This window comes from Azospirillum sp. NS33, assembly GCF_059703765.1.
The window spans coordinates 120,782-137,120 of record NZ_BAAKJB010000003.1; the positions used below are offsets into that span (position 1 = coordinate 120,782).

Here is a 16,339-nt window from a genome sequence, read left to right on the forward strand (position 1 = left end):
CTCGGCCGTTACACCGGCATGAGACCGCCCCCGCCGGGGGGCACAGCCAGGGACCAGACCATGCCGATCCTGTTGTTCGTCCTTCTCGTCGTGCTGATCGCCCAGTTCGGGTTCTGGGACACGCTGCAAGGAATCCTCGGCGCCGCCGGGATGGTGGTGCTGCTGGTGGCGCTGGTCGGTGCCGCCGCCTGGGCGGGGCTGCGGGTCGCCTACCGGCGGGCCCGCGGCGACCGCTGACCTCAGCCGGCCGCCGGCAGCGCCGCCCCTTCGCCGGCCGCGAGGTCGAGCAACGGCACGAAGCTGGTCGGCTCCTGGGCGCCGGACAGCGCGTAGCGGCGGTTGAAGATGTAGCAGGGCACCGCCTGGAGGCCGAGCTGGCGGGCCAGCGCGTCGGCGGTGCGCACCGCCGACGCCTCGGCGTCGGTGGCGAGCATCGCCTTGACCTCGAGCGGGTCGACGCCGAGGCCGGCGGCGGTGGTCGCCAGGGCGTCGCGGTCGCCGAGGTCCAGCCCCTGGGCGAAATAGGCGGCGAACAGCGCCTCGGCCATGGCATTGCCCTGGCCCTGGCGCGCCGCGAAGCGCACCGTGCGGTGGGCGTCGAAGGTGTTGGGGGTGCGGCGGATGCGCTCCAGCGCCAGGGGCAACCCGTCGCGCTCGGCGGTCTCCTCGACCACCGCGTAGATCTGCCGCGCCCGCTCCGGCCCGCCGAACTTGGCCGACAGGTAGGCGTCCCGGTCCATGCCGCTGCGCGGCATGTCGGGGTTGAGCTGGAACGGCTGCCATCGCTGCTCCGGCCGCAGGTGGGGGCGGTCCGCCAGGGCGCTGCGAAGCCGGTGCTTGCCGATGTAGCACCACGGGCAGATCAGATCGGCGAAGGTTTCGATCAGCATGGTTGCCCACTAAACCGCAAACCGCTCCCTCCGGCAACATCGCGGGGGTGGGAAACCTGTTGTTAACCCTTCCGCCGGACAGTCGATGGTGGAGGGTGCCGTGGCGACGGCGACCCGAAAGCGTTCGGAGGCGGGCCGCCATGAGCGAGTCCTACGTGGAGACCAAGGTGCGCGAGGCGCTGGTGGCGGCGCGGGGCAGTCAGGCGCTGGCGCAGAAGATGCTGATCTCCTGGGCGGCGGAGGATCCCCGCCTGCTGATGGGGATGGCCCAGCCCTTCATGAAGGCGATCGCCGGGGCGGCGGTGGAGCGCGCCGTGCGCCGTGACGGCGCCGCGCCCAGCGCGCCGCCGGCCCGTCCCCAGGCGCCGCGCTCCCAGCCGGCCCGCTCCCAGCCGGCCCGCCCCCCGGCCGCCGGCCGCCCCGCCCAGGCCCTGTCGCGCGAGGCGCTGGAACGGGTGCTGAGCCGGATGGGCGGCGGGGGCGATGGCGGGGGCGGGGCGGGTGGGGCGGCGGAGGCCGCGCGCCCCTCCGCGGCGGCGATCCTCGGCACTGGCGGCGGCACCGGTGGCGGCCCCGGTGGTGGTGGCGAGGCCGGGGCGGCCCACGAGAAGTCGATGATGGCCATCGCCAAGGCCTTCGCCGTCAAGAAGATGGGCTGACCGGTCCGTCACACGCGCCCTCGCCATGGTATTGTCGGCGTTCTCGGGCGCGTGCTACCGTCGAGGCCGCGGTGTACGTGCCGCGGCGCGGCGCGCGCCGCGGACGGATCGCCGGCGGTTCGGACGGCTGGGGCGGGGGGCGATGGACGGCGGGACACCCGCGGCGACGGACACGCTGGTGCGCTTCGAGGGCGTGCAGAAGACCTACGACGGCGAACACCTCGTGGTGCGCAATCTCGACCTCGAGATCCGCCGTGGCGAGTTCCTGACCCTGCTGGGACCCTCCGGTTCGGGCAAGACCACGACGCTGATGATGCTGGCCGGCTTCGAGGTGCCGACCGAGGGCGACATCGTGCTGGGCGGGCGGCCCATCAAGAACGTGCCGCCGCACAAGCGCGACATCGGCATGGTGTTCCAGAACTACGCCCTGTTCCCCCACATGACGGTGGAGGAGAACGTCGCCTTCCCCCTGTCCGTGCGCAAGGTCGCGCGCGCCCAGGCCCGCGACCGCGTCGCCCGGGCGCTGGCCATGGTCAAGCTGGAGGCGCTGGCGCGGCGCCGTCCCGGCCAGCTGTCGGGCGGCCAGCAGCAGCGCGTCGCGCTGGCGCGCGCCCTGGTGTTCGAGCCGCAGCTCGTGCTGATGGACGAGCCGCTGGGGGCGCTGGACAAGCGGCTGCGCGAGCACATGCAGCTCGAGATCAAGCAGATCCACGACTCCACCGGGATCACCGTGGTCTACGTCACCCACGACCAGGGCGAGGCGCTGACCATGTCCGACCGGATCGCCGTCTTCAACGACGGCGCCATCCAGCAGATCGACCGTCCCGATGCCCTCTACGAGCGGCCGGCGAACAGCTTCGTCGCCAACTTCATCGGCGAGAACAACGTGCTGCCGGGCACCGTGGAGGGCGTCGCCGACGGCCTGTGCGCGGTGCGCCTGGACGGCGGCGGGGTGGTCCACGCGACCGCCGCGCGGGTCGGCGGGCCGGGGGCGCGGACGGCGCTGTCGGTGCGACCGGAGCGGGTGCGCCTGCACCGCGCGGGCGAGCCGCCGGCCGACGCCACCACCAACACGCTGCCCGGCGTGGTGCGCGACACGATCTACCTCGGCGACCACACGCTGGCGGTGCTCGCGGTCGCCGGAAATCCGGAGTTCATGGTCAAGCTGCCGCCCGGGGTGCCCGTCGTGGCGCGCCCGGGACAGGCGGTGACCGTCGCCTTCCGCCCCGAGGACGGCCGGGCGCTCGACCCGGTGTGACGACCATCCACCAACAAGGAGCAGGGACCATGGTGACAACGAAGGTGAGCGTGGGGATCGTCGCGGCGCTGGGCGCCGGGCTGCTGGCCGGCGCCGCATCGGCCCGCGACCTCACCGTGGTGTCGTGGGGCGGCGCCTACCAGGAGGCCCAGAAGGAGGCCTATTTCCAGCCCTTCACCGCGGCCACCGGCGTGCCGATGCACGACGAATCCTGGGACGGCGGCATCGGTGTGCTGCGCGCCAAGGTGCAGGGCGGTGCCGCCACCTGGGACGTCGTCCAGGTGGAGAGCGAGGAGCTGGCGCTGGGCTGCGAGGAGGGCCTGTTCGAGACCCTGGACTTCGCCAGGATCGGCGGCGAGGACCAGTACTACAAGGAGGCGGTCGACGCCTGCGGGGTCGGCGCCATCGTCTACGACTTCGTGCTGGGCTACGACAAGGACAAGCTGACGACGGCGCCCGCCGGCTGGGCCGCCTTCTTCGACACCGCCACCTACCCGGGCAAGCGGGCGCTGCGCCAGGGCCCCAAGACCTCGCTGGAGATCGCCCTGATCGCCGACGGCGTGGCGCCGAAGGACGTCTACGACGTGCTGGCCACCGACGCCGGGGTCGAGCGCGCCTTCGCCAAGCTCGACACCATCAAGGGCGACCTGGTGTGGTGGAAGGCGGGCGCCCAGCCGCCCCAGCTCCTGGCCTCGGGCGAGGTGGTGATGACGTCGGTCTACAACGGCCGCATCGACGCCGCCAACAAGAGCGACGGCAAGAACTTCGGCAAGGTGTGGAACGGCGCCCTCTACACCCTGGACAGCTGGGTCATCCTGGCCGGAAGCCCCAACCGCGACGCGGCCTACACCTTCCTCGACTTCGTCGGCAAGGCCGAGCACCAGGCGGAGCTGTCCAAGCGCATCACCTACGGCACCTCCAACACGAAGGCGGCCGGGCTGGTGCCGGCGGCGGTGCTGGCCGATCTGCCGACGGCGCCGGCCAACATGGAGCCCGCCATCGAGATCTCCACCGCCTTCTGGCTGGAGAACATCGACCGCCTGACGGAGCGCTTCAACAAGTGGGCGGCGCAGTGAGCGGTTTCCCGCGCCGTCCGGAGGAGCGATGGCCGAGCTCCCGCTGAGGCAGCGGTTGCGACGGGCGGAGCGGATGCGCCAGGCCAGGGCTTTGGGCCTGGTGCTGCCGCTCCTCCTGTTCCTGCTGTTCACCTTCTTGGTGCCGCTGGCCGGCATGCTGTGGCGCAGCGTCGACGATTGGGAGGTTCCCGGGGTGCTGCCGCGCACCGCCCAGGCCCTGGCCGCGTGGGACGGCCAGGGGCTGCCCGGCGACGCGGCCTACGCCGCCCTGGCCGCCGACCTGGCGGACGCCTACGCCGCCCGCACCGTGGCCATCGCCGCCAAGCGCCTGAACTACGCCCGGCCCGGTTTCCGCACGCTGCTGATGGGCACGGCGCGCCGCATGGCGGGCGCGCCGGAGCCGGGGCAGGCGCGGGCGGCGCTGCTGGCCGCCGACCCCGCCTGGGGCGAGCGCGGCACCTGGGCGGCGATCCGCGGGGCCACCGGGCCGCTGACCGACTTCTACCTGCTGGCCGCGCTGGACCTGCGGCGCGACGCCGACGGGGCGGTGGTGTCGACCCCGCAGGAGCAGGCGATCTACCGCGACGTGTTCGTGCGCACCTTCGGCATCGGGCTGGGTGTGACGGGGCTGTGCCTGCTGCTGGGCTTCCCCGTCGCCCATCTCCTGGCGACGCTGCCGACGCGCACGTCGAACCTTCTCATGGTCTTCGTGCTGCTGCCGTTCTGGACGTCGTTGCTGGTGCGCACCTGCGCCTGGATCGTCCTGCTGCAGAGCCAGGGCGTGATCAACGACGCCCTGCGCTGGGCCGGCGTCGTCGACGAGCCGCTGCGCCTGATCTACAACCGCACCGGGGTCTTCATCGCCATGACCCACGTCCTGCTGCCCTTCATGATCCTGCCGCTCTACAGCGTCATGAAGGCGATCCCGCCGGCCTATCTGCGCGCCGCGGCCTCGCTGGGGGCGCCGCCGGCGGTGGCGTTCGTGCGGGTCTACCTGCCGCAGACGCTGCCGGGGATCGGGGCGGGCTGCCTGCTCGTCTTCATCCTGGCCATCGGCTACTACATCACGCCCGCCCTGGTGGGCGGGGCGGGCGACCAGATGATCAGCTACTTCATCGCCTTCTACACCACGGAAACGGTCAACTGGGGGCTGGCGTCGGCGCTGGGGGCGGTGCTGCTGCTGGCCACCCTGCTGCTGGCGGTGGTCTACGGCAAGCTGGTGCACGGGCCGGCGGCGACGGGCGGGTTGAAGACGTGAGCGGCCAGGCGCCCCGCACCGCCGGGCAGCGGGCCGCGCGGGCGGCCACCGTGGCGATCACGGCCTTCGTGCTGGTGTTCCTGATGGCGCCGGTGCTCGCCATCATGCCGCTCTCCTTCAGCTCCGGCAGCTACCTGACCTACCCGCTGCCCGGCCTCTCCTTGCGCTGGTACGAGGAGTTCGCCACCTCGGAGCGCTGGATCGGGGCGCTGCGCAACAGCCTGATCGTCGGCGTCTCGGCGACGGTGCTGGCGATGGCGCTGGGCACCCTGGCGGCGCTCGGCCTGGCGGGCTGGCGCAGCCGCTGGAAGACGGTCGTCCTGGCGGTGGTGCTGTCGCCCATGGTGGTGCCGCTGGTCATCACCGCGGTCGGCGTCTACTTCTTCTTCGCCCCGCTCGGCCTGACCGGCAGCCATCTCGGTCTGATCCTCGCCCACACCGCGCTGGCCACGCCCTTCGTGGTGATCACCGTCAGCGCCACCCTGCAGGGCTTCGACACCAATCTGGCCCGCGCCGCCGCCTCGCTGGGCGCGCCGCCGCTGACGGTGTTCCGCCGCGTCACCCTGCCGCTGATCCTGCCGGGCATGGCGTCCGGCGCGCTGTTCGCGTTCGCCACGTCGTTCGACGAGGTGGTGGTCGTCCTGTTCATGGCCGGACCGGAGCAGCGCACCCTGCCACGGGAGATGTTCAGCGGCATCCGCGAGAACATCAGCCCGACCATCACCGCCGTCGCGGTGGTCCTGACGGTGGTGTCGGTGCTGCTGCTGGCGACCATGGAGGCGCTGCGCCGCCGGTCCGAGCGGTTGCGCGGCCTGGCGCCGCCGGGGCGCTGAGGGTCACGCGCCGGCGGCCCGCCGGGCCAGGCTGGCGCGCACCGTCGCGTGCAGCGCGGCGGGCTGGATCGGCTTGTGCAGCAGCGCGCATTGCGAGGCCGAGGCCTCGCGCAGGCGGTCGGAGGAGGTGTCGCCGGTCAGCAGGATGCCCGGCGTCTCGCTGCCCAGCCGGCGCCGCACGGTGTCCATCAGCATCAGCCCGGTTTCGCCGTCCGGCAGCCGGTAGTCGACCAGCAGAAGATCGGGTCGCAGCCCCTCCTCGTTCAGCCGTTCGATGGCGCTGCGCACCGACCCGGCCTCGACCACCCGGTAGCCCCAGCCCTCCAGCATCATCACCAGGGCCATGCGGATGATCGCGTCGTCCTCGACCACCAGGACCAGCGCGTCGTCCGCATCGGCGGCGCCCGCCCCGTCCGCGGCCCCGGCGGAGAGTGCGGCGGGGCGCGCGGCGGGCTCCGCCGCCTCGCCCAGCGGCAGGCACACCGCGAAGCAGGAGCCCTTGCCGGGCTGCGAGCGGACGTCCATGGTGCCGCCCAGCATGGCGATCAGCCGCTTGGCGATGGACAGCCCCATGCCCAGGCCTTCCCGGCGGTCGCGGGCGAGGTTGCCGATCTGGTAGAAGTCCTGGAAGATGCGGTCGATCTGGTTGTCGGCGATGCCGATGCCGGTGTCCCACACCTCCAGGCGCAGCCGTTCGCCGTGCCGGCGGACCCCGAACAGGACGCGGCCGGTGCGGGTGTAGCGCAGGGCGTTGGACAGCAGGTTGCGCAGCACCCGTTCCAGCAGGGCGCCATCGGTCTCCAGCAGGGCGCGTGCCGGAACCGTGCGCAGGGCGAGGCCGGCGGACGCCGCCAGCGGCTCGAACTCGGCGTGCAGGCGCTGCATGAGGGGCGCCAGCCCGACCGGGGTCACCACCGGCGTGACCAGCCCCGCCTCCAGGCGGGAGATGTCGAGCAGGCAGTCCAGCAGGGTGCCCAGCGCCCCGACGGAATCCCGCAGCTGGTCGGCGAAGCGCCGGGCGTTGCCGGGCAGCGCCTCCTTCAGCAGAAGGTCGGAGAACAGGGTCAGCGCCTGCACCGGCTGGCGCAGGTCGTGGCTGGCCGAGGCCATGAACCGTTCCTTGGCGTCGAGGGCGACGTTGAGGTCGCGCTCCAGGGCCTTGATGGCGGTGATGTCGCTGACGCTGGTGACCACCGCGGCGACGCGCCCGTCGCCCTCGGGGACGGGGTGGCTGCTGATGCGCAGCCATGTGGCGCCGTCGCCGGCCGCGGCCCCGGCGCCGTCGCCGGTGGCGATCCCCACCACCTGCTCGATCACCGGGCGGACCTGCCGCAGCGCGCGGGCGGCCGGCGGCAGGCCGCGCAGGCGCGAGCCGTCGGCGGCGATGAAGCGGCGCCCGTCGGTTCGCTGGTCCGACGCCATGGCCGGGGCCAGAGGGTCCAGAAGAGCCGCCCCCGGTCCGCCGAGCAGGCGTTCGGCCATGGCGTTGGCGACCAGCAGCCGGCCCTCGGCGTCGTGCATGACCACCCCTTCGTGAAGCGACTGGACCAGGGTGCGGTGGCGCAGCTCGCTGATCTGCAGCGCCTCCTCCGCCGCCAGGCGGTCGGTGGCGTCGTGGAAGGACAGGACGGCGCCGCTCAGGTGCGCGTGTTCGACCATGGGCGACACGCTCACCTCCGCCTCGAAGGTCGAGCCGTCGCCGCGCCGCATCGTCTGCCGCGGCACCGCGCGCGTCCGGCCGTCGGCCAGCGACGCGGCGAGCGCGGCGTCGGCGGCGCCGCGCGGCCCGTGGAACAGCGCCGCCGCCGGACGGCCGACCACGTCGGCCGTGGCGAAGCCGGTGATGGCCAGCGCGGCGGCGTTGGCGAAGGTGACCGTCCCCGTCGCGTCGATCCCGCACAGCCCTTCCTTCACCGATTGAAGGATGTGATGGTAGGCGTTGCGGGTGCGGTCGGCCTCGTCGCGGGCGGCCCGGAGGTCGCGTACCCAGGCGTTGCGTTCGGTGAGGTCGGTGACGGTGAGCAGGACGTCGCCCCGGTCGCCGTCCTCCAGCGACACCCGGTGGCCGCTGACGAGACCGTCGATCGGCCCGGCCGCCCCGACGAAGACGTACTCCTCGGGCGCCCAGGTGCCCGCCTCGCGCAGCCGCGACAGGGCGGCGAACAGGCGTCCGTGGTCGTGGCCGGCCACCAGCAGGGTCAGCGGACGGCCCGCGAGCTGGCGGTGGCGCAGCCCGAACTGGCGTTCCGCCGCCGGGTTGGCCTCGCCGACGATCCCGCCGGCGTTCACCGTGAAGCAGGCGAGCGGCAGCGCCTGGAAGAGCTGGACGTATTCGCGGCGCGACACCTCCAGCGTCTGCTGGGCGTTGCGCAGCTCCTCGTTCTGGATCTCCAGCTCGGCCTGGTGGACGTACAGCTCGTGCACGATCTCCTTGAAGGTCCCGACCGCCGCGTTGGACGATTCGAAACTGCCTTCGGTGAGGATCGCCTCGGCGCGCCGCCGCAGCCGGTCGTGCCGCTCGTCGCTCACGTGGCCTCCTCCGGATGGCCGGCCGGGGGCGGGTCGCCGGGCGGGTCGGCGGTGACCTGGAGCTCGCGCAGCTTGCGCCGGGTCACCTCGATGTGACTCACCACCGCCCCGCCGCTTCCGTCGGCGGGCTGCAGGGACGGCAGCCGGACGGCCGACAGCAGGTACCACCGCTGGCCGTCGGGTCCCGGGCGGGCGTATTCCATCGTGAAGCGTTCGGCGGAGCCGGACACCACCTGTGCCACCCCCTCGCGCACGGCGGGCGGCAGGTCCGAGCGGGCGAGGCCGTCGGCGCCGCCGCCCACCGCGGGCACGCCGGCGTCGCCCCGGGCGGCGGCGGCGCGCCACGGGGCGTTGCCCATCGACACCGCCCCCGTCCGGTCGAGCACGACGATGTGCTCGGGCACGCTGTCGATGATGGTTTGCAGGCGTTCCTCGGCCTGCTTGGCCGCGGACACGTCGATGAAGGTCACCACCGCGCCGGCGATCGTGTGCTTGTCGCTGAGATAGGGAAGGATGCGGGTCAGCACCCAGCGCCCGTCGCGCACGCGCACATGGCGTTCGACCGCACCCTGGCGGTCGAAGACGGTGCGCACATCGGCCAGGAAGTCCGGGTGTTCCAGGTTGGTGGACAGATGGGTGATCGAGCGTCCGACGTCGCGCGTGATGATGTTGATGAACCGCGCCGCCGCCGGGGTGAAGCGGCGGATGATCAGCTCGGCGTCGAGGAACACCACGCCGATCTCGGTCGAGCGCAGCAGGTTGTCCAGGTCGGTGGTGATCTCGGTCAGTTCCTCAACCTTGGCCTGGTACTCGGCGTTGACGGAGTAGAGCTCCTCGTTCACCGATTGCAGCTCCTCGTTGGTGCTCTGCAACTCTTCGTTGGAGGCCAGCAACTCCTCGTTGGTCGCCTGCAACTCCTCGTTCGCGGTCTCCAGCTCCTCGATGGTTGCCTGCAGGTTCTCGCCGCGCGACAGCAACTCCTGCTCCAGCCCGCGGATGCGTTCGGCGGCGTCGGCGTTGAGGTCGAAATCGGCGTCCGACACCGCGGTCGCGGTGCGCAGCGCCGGCTCCAGCAGGACCAGGGCGTAGCGGCGGCCGGTCTTGCGCGATGTGAAGGGCTTGACCCGCAGGCCCAGGGCGCTCAGCCCCTCGCGGTCTCTGACCGGGATGTTGGCCAGCGCGAACTCCTCCGACGACCGGAAGGCCCGGTTGAGGGCCGTCCCGGCGACCATCGCCACCGCCGAGGGCAGCAGCTTCAGGGCGCTCAAGGTGGCTTCGCCCGGCGGCACCCGCAAGATCGGCCCGGCGTCGCCGAAGACATGCAGGATGTTCATCTGCTCGTTGATCAGCAGGCAGGGCGGCGCATAGGCCTTGAGCAGAAGCCCGATGGACTCGTCGATTGCCGCCGCTTCCTCGGTGGCCGGCGGAAGCGGGGCCTCGTCGGCGAGGCGGTGCGGCGCTGCGGACTGCGGCACCAGCAGGCGCGACAGGCGGTACGACCCGGCGCGCAGCGACTGGAACAGCTTGTTGCGGCTGTCGACGGTGTGGAACTCCGGAGCGAGGTCGCCGAGGGATTCGCTGGTCCCGAGGAACATGAACCCGCCCTGGCGCAACGCGTACTGGAACAGGCTCAGCACCTTTCGCTGCAAGGGCTGGTCCATGTAGATCAGCAGGTTGCGGCAGCTGATCAGGTCGATCTTGGTGAAGGGGGGATCCCGCATGATGTTGTGGGCGGCGAACACCACCATCCGCCGCAGGTCCCGCGACACCGTGTAGCGCTCGCCGCGCAGGTGGAAGAAGCGCTGCAGCCGCTCCGGCGACACGTCCTCGGCGATCGCCCGGGGGTACTCGCCGACGCTGGCGAACTCGATGGAATCCTGATCGATGTCCGTGGCGAAGATCTTCACGTCGACGGTGCGGCCGACCCGCTCCATGGCTTCGGTGAAGAGCATCGCCAGGGAGTAGGCTTCCTCTCCGGTGGCGCAGCCGCACACCCACACCCGGACCGTCTCCGGCGGGCTCACTTTGCGCACCAGCCCGGTGATCGCCTTTTCCGTCAGCGCCTGGAAGGCGGCCTCGTCGCGGAAGAAGCGGGTCACGCCGATCAGCATCTCCTTGTAGAGGGTGACCGTCTCGGCGTTGTTGCCGCGCAGCATGGCCGCGTAGTCGTCGAGGGTCTCCAGGCCCACCGCATGCATCCGGCGCTCGATCCGCCGCATCAGGGTGGCCAGCTTGTACAGTGAGAAATCGACGCCGGTGACGTTGCGGATCGAGGTGACGATCCGCGCCAGGGGGTCGCCACCGGGCTCGCGGCCGCGCGACGTCGGCAGCGCGCGTGCCTGCGCCAGAGCCTCCCGGGCGTGGGCGACGATGCGGTCGGGCAGGGCGTCGGGGGCCAGCACCGCGCCCATCTCGCCGGCGGCCAGGGCGCTGCGCGGCATCCCGTCGAACTGCGCCGTCTCCGGGTCCTGAACCGCCGTGAATCCGCCGGCCGCCTTGATCGCCAGCATGCCGCGCGTGCCGTCCGACCCGGTGCCCGACAGGATCACCCCGATGGCCAGGGAGCCCTGGTCCTGGGCCAGCGCGTTGAAGAAGATGTCGATGGGCAGGCTGAGACCCGAGCCGCTGTCCTTGGCGGTGAGGCGAAGGCAGCGGTCCACGATGGTCATGTGCTTGCCCGGGGGCAGGAGGTACACGGTGTTGCGCTGCACCGCCATGCCCTCGGCCGCCTGCAGCACCTCCATCCGTGTGTGCTTGGCCAGCAGATCGCCCATCAGGCTCTTGTGCACCGGGGACAGGTGCTGGACCACCACATAGGCGAGGTCGCTGTCGCGGGGCACGTGGTCGAAGAACCGCTGCAGGGCCTCCAGCCCCCCGGCCGAGGCGCCGATGCCGACGATGCAGCAGGGGCGCTCCTCGGCCGCGCCCGGCACGGACGCTGCCGGCACGGTGGCGGCCGGAGGGGTGGCGGGGACGGGGGCGGGAACGGTCGGTGGATCGGGGCGGTCGGACTGCACGGCGGTCGTCTGCTGTTTGGTTTTCAGTCGAAACTTATGCCGAACCCGGCGGCGGTGGAAGCGATTTTCTTGCCCGTGTCCAAACAGTTGTGGGGCGGGCCCGGCTGTTGGAAAGAGCACGTCAAGCGTCTCGATGAAAACATGGTGGGTCGCGCAATCGGGTCAATGTTGCCCAAAGTCCAGTCTGGGCGTTCGTCGGGTGGTGTGTATGCGGAACTCTATCAACTGGGGAGGATGGAGGCGCGCCATGCCGAGAGATCTATGCTGTTCGACAGGAAAACTCGACCCGTCGGGTTTCATCGCCGTGCGGTTGCGGCTCAAGGGATCGCCGATCCCCTGAGCGGACGCACCGGCGGGGCGGGCTCACCGCCCCAGGATGGCGCGGATCGCGTCGAAGAAGACGGGGATGGGGAACGGCTTGCGCAGGAACACGTCGTAGGCGGCGAAGCGGTGCTGGGCCGCCGCCTCGGGAACGGCGCTCATCAGGACGATGGGAATGTCCTTCCAGGACGGGGTCGCCCGCAGCCTCTGGCCGAGCGCCGCGCCGTCCATCAGCGGCATCATCAGGTCGGTCACGACGAGGTCGGGGACCACCTCCGTCAACCGCTCCAGGGCCTGGTGGCCGTTGGCCGCGGTGAACACACGGTACCCCTCGTCCTCCAGGAGGACGGAAAGGGCGCCGGCGATGCCGAACTCGTCTTCCACCAGAAGGATGGTCTTCACGCATCACTCCCGGTGTGGCGGCTGGTCGGGTGGAGGCGAACGGTCCGACGCCGGGTCCTCCGCCGAGTGGGCGAAGCCGCTGAGGATCCGCTCGTAGCCGGCAAAGGGGGCCAGGATGCGGATGCCCTCGTCGGTGATGGCGAACTCGTGCAGCGCCGGGTCGAAGCCACTGTCGCGGACCTTGAGAATGGATATAAGCCGCCGCGTGCGGCCTTCGATCTCCACGTAGCGCAGGGCGACCATGCTTTCCGCCAGGGCCGAGATGCCGTGCACCGGCACCTCCAGCGTCGGCCCGAACAGGTTGTTGGATTCCATGGTGTAGATGACGGTGACGCCGCGGGCGCGCAATTCGTTCGACAGCACCGAGACGAAGCGGCTGATGCGCTCCGGCGAGGCCGCCGACTCGATGATTGCCCCGAGCCCGTCCACCAACAGGCGGCGGGCGTTCCGGTTCCGCACCGCATCGAGCAGCCGGTATGCCACCTCGTCGAGAAGGGTCTCGCCCTGCGCCTGCCAGACGATCTCGACCGCCCCGCTCTCCTGCAGCCCCTTGAGGTCGATGCCCAGGGACTCCGCCTTGATCCGCAGGCGCGCCGGGGTTTCATAGAAGCCGAACAGCACGCCCGGTTCGTCGGGGCGGCAGCGCGACAGGAAATGCAGGCCGATGGTGGTCTTGCCGATGCCGGTCGAGCCGAAGACGGCGGTCGTCGTCCCCTCCACCAGGCCGCCGCCCAACAGGTCGTCCAGCCCGGTGACGCCGGACGTCACCCGGTTGCGGGTCGCCGGCGCGTCACCGGACGGGGTGGCGAAGGCGGCCTCGATGCGGGGGAAGACCACCAGCCCGTCGCCGGTGATGCGGACGGCGTGGCGGCCGCGCAGGGAGCCGCTGCCGCGGAACTTGCGGACCTGCAGGCTGCGCTCGGTGCGCACGTCGAACAGGCGGTCGTCCAGCTCGATCAGCCCGTCGACCATGGTGTGTTCGGGGCTGACCCGCCCGCTGCCGCCGCTGGTCAGCAGGAGCACCGTGCACTCGTTGAGCGCCGCGTGCATCTGCACCTCGTGGATGAACTTCTTGAACTCGCGGTCGGAGGTGGCCGATTCCTCCGCGGCGATCAGCCCGTCGAGCACAAGCAGGCTGGCGGGCTGGCCGCGGATCTCGCGGCGGAGCAGGTCGAGCAGCCCCTTGAGCCCCTCGTCCTCCAGCATCCGGAACGCGCTGACGTAGTAGAGGCGGTCCGGAATCACCGATTCGTCGAAGAAGCTCATGGTCCGCAGGTGCTGCAGCATCCGGGCGTGCGATTCGGCGAGCAGGGTGATGTAGACCGTGCGGCCGCCGCCGGCCACGTGGTTGAAGCACATCTGGTTGGCCAGGATGGTCTTGCCGGCACCCGGCACGCCCTGGACGATGTACACCCCGCCTTTCAGCAACCCGCCCTGCAACACCCGGTCGAGGCCGGCGATGCCGGTCGGGACGCGCGGGAGATGCATGTCTTGCTGCTGCTCGATCATGGGAAAGGCTGTCCGCTCACAGTTGCGTCCGCAAGGCTGCCGTGGCCGCGCCAGGCCATGGCCACCGGGTTTCGTACGACGGCGATGCTAACCCGGTGCCCGCCGAGATGCGAGCGGACAAGGCCGGTTATGACGGGATCCGGTCGATTTGTGTACAAGCGGAAAGAGCTACGCCGGAAGTCGGTGCGTCACGGGGCGAGCGTCGCCAGGTCGCCGATGCGTGGGCGCAGCACCACGGCGCGGCGCCGGTCCCTGGCCGGGAGAAGCGGGCGGCGTCTTCCAACGTGCGCCCGACGGGCGCGACCCAAGGATCGAGCGATGGATGCCATCACCGGCCTGGCCGGCCCGGCCCCGCGGGTGCTGCTGCTCGCGCTGGTCTTCGCGGCGACGGTGCTGGCGGTGCCGGGGGTGGCGTCCCTGGTCGGCCGGCGGCGCCGGCCGGCCGGGGCGTCGGCTGACGGGCGCGCGCCGCTGCGCCTTCGGCTGTTGCGGGCCGGCTGCACCGGCAGCGGGGCGGTGGCCACCTGTCAGGCGGCGCGGGTCGCCCTCGCCCTGGCCGGAGCGGTGGGCGGTGCGGCCCTGCCGCCGCCGTCCCTCGATGGCGCCGGCGCCGCGGCGCTGCTCGCCGCCGTGGCCGCCGGTCCGGCGGCTCAGCAGAAGCCGGCGCGGCCGAGCAGGGTGTAGAAGTCGCGCAGGGCGCGCTGCTGCATCGCCGGGTCGACGATGTCGGAGACGTAGCGCGTCTCGAAGTTGGGCTGGCGGAGGTGGTCGACGACGCGGCGGCGCACCATGTCGAGTGCCTTGCGGCTTTGCAGCGTGCCCGGCGCGCAGAGCTGGATCAGCCGGTTGGCGCGCAGGCGCAGCAGGTCGTCGGGGTTGTCGAGCCGCTCGACCACCCGGCTGTTCAGGATGTAGGTGCACAGGATCTCGTCGAGGTTGTCGCAGAGATGGCCGCGCATCGGTTCGGGCAGCGGCGAATCGGTGGCCTGGACGAACAGCCGGGTCAGCTCCTCCAGGTTGTTCTTGATCGGCTGGTTGCGGTCGACGAAGCGGCCCGCCGCGTTGACGTCCCCGGTGAGGTGGTCCAGCGTGGCCGTCACGTCGTCCTGGTGCTGGCGGCCCAGGTCGGACCCGGCCAGCGCCATCAGGAAGCGCACGCGGTCCTTGGCGTCGGGCAGGCGTGCCGGGACCTCGGCGATGGCCTGGCGCCGGCCGACGGCGCCGCCGGCCTGCAAGAAGCGCATGTAGCGCTGGACCAGGGCCTCCGCCATGGCCGGGCCGCCGAACACCCCGTCGGTGGTGACGGCGGCCGTCATCACCGTGTCGAAGGCGGCGCGTTCGCCCTCCGGATCGGGGCGGTTGAGGGGCTGGGTGCCCTTGAGCTGGCGGCGGACGAGGTCGACCAGGATGTGCCGGGTCTCGTCGAGGTCGTGGAAGGCCAGCAGTTCGCTGAGCTGCAGCGCCCGGTCGTCCTCGCCGCGGTCGACCGGCGACAGCCGGCCGCGCGACAGGTCCATCAGGCTGCAGAGCGCGGCGGCCAGGCTGCGCTGCATGCCCAGCAGCTCCTGCACCACCGACGGCGCCCCCAGCACGTCGGCGATCACCCCGTCGACCAGCGCCAGGGGGCGGTCCACCAGGCCGCCGTCCTGGCGCACCAGTTCCGCCAGGAAATCGAGCTTGGCGAACCAGTTGCGCATCTGCACGAGGTCGCGGGCCAGCACGGTGCGGGTCAGGAAGTCGTGATCCTCCGGCGGTGCGGAGGCCACCAGCGCCTCGTAGGCCGGCCGCAGCCCGCTGACGGTGATGTCCGGCAGGTCCTTGCGGGCCGCGGCGGTGCGGCTGCGCTCGGTCATCGCGTCGATGACGGCGTGGATCTCGTCGCGCCGCGTGCGGCCGTCGCCGCCGCTGCGGTCGGCCTGCAGCGCCGCCACCCGGCCGACCGCGGACGGCACCAGGTTGTCCTTGTCGCGCAGCCGCTTCAGCTCGCCGTAGTTGTGCATGATCTCGGTCGGCGTCACCACCATGCGCTCGGTGTAGCCGCGCAGCAGGCGGTTCATCACCATGCGGCTGTCGACCGCGTAGTACTCCTCCATCCGCTGGCAGACCTGGGGTGCGTCGTCGATCGGCGCCACCTGGATGGTGTTGGCGGCCGGGCTGCGGAACTCCGACGCCAGCTCGGTCTCCACATGCCGGCCGTCGGGGCGCCGCCAGTCGCGCACGACCCGGTATCCTTCGGCCTTGGCCGATGACAGCAGCCGCTTGCCATGGTCGCGGGCCTGGGCCTCGTCGTCGAACCGACCGTCCAGCACCCAATGGTCGACCTTGTACACCTGGACTTCGTAGCTGCTGGAACCGACGGCCATGCTCCCGCCCCCGATGATGCGCTTGGCGAGGGGCTCCCGGCGCAACGGGAGGTGTACGAATTTTCGGTCGATATTCGGATAATTTCAATGACAATGTGAGGTGCTGGCCGCCGCGCCGAAAACCGGCCGATGCTGCGCCGCCGCAGCCTTTTCCGTTTGCACGGGGTGGGGTTCGTCGGCTATTCACCGGCCCCGTGCGTCCGACGCACGAGCCAGCGCACCCC

At 71.7% G+C, this 16,339-nt stretch carries 13 protein-coding genes; 7 read left to right on the plus strand and 6 right to left on the minus strand.

Going from position 1 to position 16,339, the window contains the following annotated elements:
- The first annotated feature begins 60 nt into the window (after positions 1-60).
- Positions 61-237 carry a hypothetical protein gene (locus tag AC6H2I_RS04510; protein WP_497499381.1) on the plus strand — a complete coding sequence of 59 codons (177 nt, stop codon included), beginning with the start codon at positions 61-63 and terminating at the stop codon, positions 235-237.
- 2 nt (positions 238-239) lie between these two features.
- On the opposite strand, the gene AC6H2I_RS04515 is transcribed toward AC6H2I_RS04510, so the two are convergent.
- Positions 240-890, minus strand: a complete 651-nt coding sequence (locus AC6H2I_RS04515; protein WP_497499382.1) for a DsbA family oxidoreductase — start codon at positions 888-890, stop codon at positions 240-242.
- A 140-nt stretch (positions 891-1,030) separates the two neighbouring features.
- Here AC6H2I_RS04515 and AC6H2I_RS04520 point away from each other — a divergent pair, with 140 nt between their 5' ends.
- The 5 genes from AC6H2I_RS04520 (at position 1,031) to AC6H2I_RS04540 (ending at position 5,974) form a co-directional block, all read left to right on the plus strand.
- Entirely contained in the window at positions 1,031-1,549 is a 519-nt protein-coding gene (locus AC6H2I_RS04520; protein WP_497499383.1) for a hypothetical protein, read from the plus strand.
- 142 nt (positions 1,550-1,691) lie between these two features.
- On the plus strand, positions 1,692-2,807 hold the full coding sequence (locus AC6H2I_RS04525; protein WP_497499384.1) for an ABC transporter ATP-binding protein: 1,116 nt from the start codon (positions 1,692-1,694) through the stop codon (positions 2,805-2,807).
- 29 nt (positions 2,808-2,836) lie between these two features.
- A complete protein-coding gene (locus AC6H2I_RS04530) occupies positions 2,837-3,883 on the plus strand; it encodes an ABC transporter substrate-binding protein (protein ID WP_497499385.1) in 1,047 nt (348 codons plus the stop codon).
- Positions 3,884-3,911: 28 nt separating this feature from the next.
- Positions 3,912-5,141: an ABC transporter permease gene (locus AC6H2I_RS04535; RefSeq protein ID WP_497499386.1), complete on the plus strand. Its 1,230-nt coding sequence runs from the start codon at positions 3,912-3,914 to the stop codon at positions 5,139-5,141.
- Positions 5,142-5,224: 83 nt separating this feature from the next.
- A complete protein-coding gene (locus AC6H2I_RS04540; protein WP_497499501.1) occupies positions 5,225-5,974 on the plus strand; it encodes an ABC transporter permease in 750 nt (249 codons plus the stop codon).
- Positions 5,975-5,977: 3 nt separating this feature from the next.
- Here AC6H2I_RS04540 and AC6H2I_RS04545 read toward each other — a convergent pair whose 3' ends face one another.
- The 4 genes from AC6H2I_RS04545 to AC6H2I_RS04560 form a co-directional block, all read right to left on the minus strand.
- A complete protein-coding gene (locus tag AC6H2I_RS04545; RefSeq protein WP_497499387.1) occupies positions 5,978-8,503 on the minus strand; it encodes a PAS domain-containing hybrid sensor histidine kinase/response regulator in 2,526 nt (841 codons plus the stop codon).
- Positions 8,500-11,451 (minus strand): chemotaxis protein CheB, encoded by a 2,952-nt coding sequence (locus AC6H2I_RS04550; protein WP_497499388.1) that lies wholly within the window; start codon positions 11,449-11,451, stop codon positions 8,500-8,502. The genes AC6H2I_RS04545 and AC6H2I_RS04550 overlap by 4 nt, the downstream gene beginning before the upstream one ends.
- Before the next feature lie 432 nt (positions 11,452-11,883).
- Positions 11,884-12,243, minus strand: a complete 360-nt coding sequence (locus tag AC6H2I_RS04555) for a response regulator (protein ID WP_497499389.1) — start codon at positions 12,241-12,243, stop codon at positions 11,884-11,886.
- A 3-nt stretch (positions 12,244-12,246) separates the two neighbouring features.
- Positions 12,247-13,752 carry a DUF7125 family protein gene (locus tag AC6H2I_RS04560; RefSeq protein WP_497499390.1) on the minus strand — a complete coding sequence of 502 codons (1,506 nt, stop codon included), beginning with the start codon at positions 13,750-13,752 and terminating at the stop codon, positions 12,247-12,249.
- 318 nt (positions 13,753-14,070) lie between these two features.
- Here AC6H2I_RS04560 and AC6H2I_RS04565 point away from each other — a divergent pair, with 318 nt between their 5' ends.
- The gene (locus tag AC6H2I_RS04565) at positions 14,071-14,436 is read left to right on the plus strand and encodes a hypothetical protein (protein ID WP_497499391.1); all 366 of its coding nucleotides are present in this window, start codon (positions 14,071-14,073) and stop codon (positions 14,434-14,436) included.
- On the opposite strand, the gene AC6H2I_RS04570 is transcribed toward AC6H2I_RS04565, so the two are convergent.
- Positions 14,403-16,115, minus strand: coding sequence for a hypothetical protein (locus tag AC6H2I_RS04570; protein WP_497499392.1), 1,713 nt, complete (start codon positions 16,113-16,115; stop codon positions 14,403-14,405). The two genes, AC6H2I_RS04565 and AC6H2I_RS04570, sit on opposite strands and share 34 nt — an antisense overlap.
- Positions 16,116-16,339 lie beyond the last annotated feature (224 nt).

Bases quoted from the DNA above. Each gene is read 5' to 3' on its own strand.
- AC6H2I_RS04565 (WP_497499391.1), top strand. From the start codon at position 14,071: ATGGATGCCATCACCGGCCTGGCCGGCCCGGCCCCGCGGGTGCTGCTG.
- AC6H2I_RS04560 (WP_497499390.1), bottom strand. From the start codon at position 13,752: ATGATCGAGCAGCAGCAAGACATGCATCTCCCGCGCGTCCCGACCGGC.
- AC6H2I_RS04540 (WP_497499501.1), top strand. From the start codon at position 5,225: ATGGCGCCGGTGCTCGCCATCATGCCGCTCTCCTTCAGCTCCGGCAGC.
- AC6H2I_RS04570 (WP_497499392.1), bottom strand. From the start codon at position 16,115: ATGGCCGTCGGTTCCAGCAGCTACGAAGTCCAGGTGTACAAGGTCGAC.
- AC6H2I_RS04525 (WP_497499384.1), top strand. From the start codon at position 1,692: ATGGACGGCGGGACACCCGCGGCGACGGACACGCTGGTGCGCTTCGAG.
- AC6H2I_RS04510 (WP_497499381.1), top strand. From the start codon at position 61: ATGCCGATCCTGTTGTTCGTCCTTCTCGTCGTGCTGATCGCCCAGTTC.
- AC6H2I_RS04515 (WP_497499382.1), bottom strand. From the start codon at position 890: ATGCTGATCGAAACCTTCGCCGATCTGATCTGCCCGTGGTGCTACATC.
- AC6H2I_RS04520 (WP_497499383.1), top strand. From the start codon at position 1,031: ATGAGCGAGTCCTACGTGGAGACCAAGGTGCGCGAGGCGCTGGTGGCG.
- AC6H2I_RS04530 (WP_497499385.1), top strand. From the start codon at position 2,837: ATGGTGACAACGAAGGTGAGCGTGGGGATCGTCGCGGCGCTGGGCGCC.
- AC6H2I_RS04535 (WP_497499386.1), top strand. From the start codon at position 3,912: ATGGCCGAGCTCCCGCTGAGGCAGCGGTTGCGACGGGCGGAGCGGATG.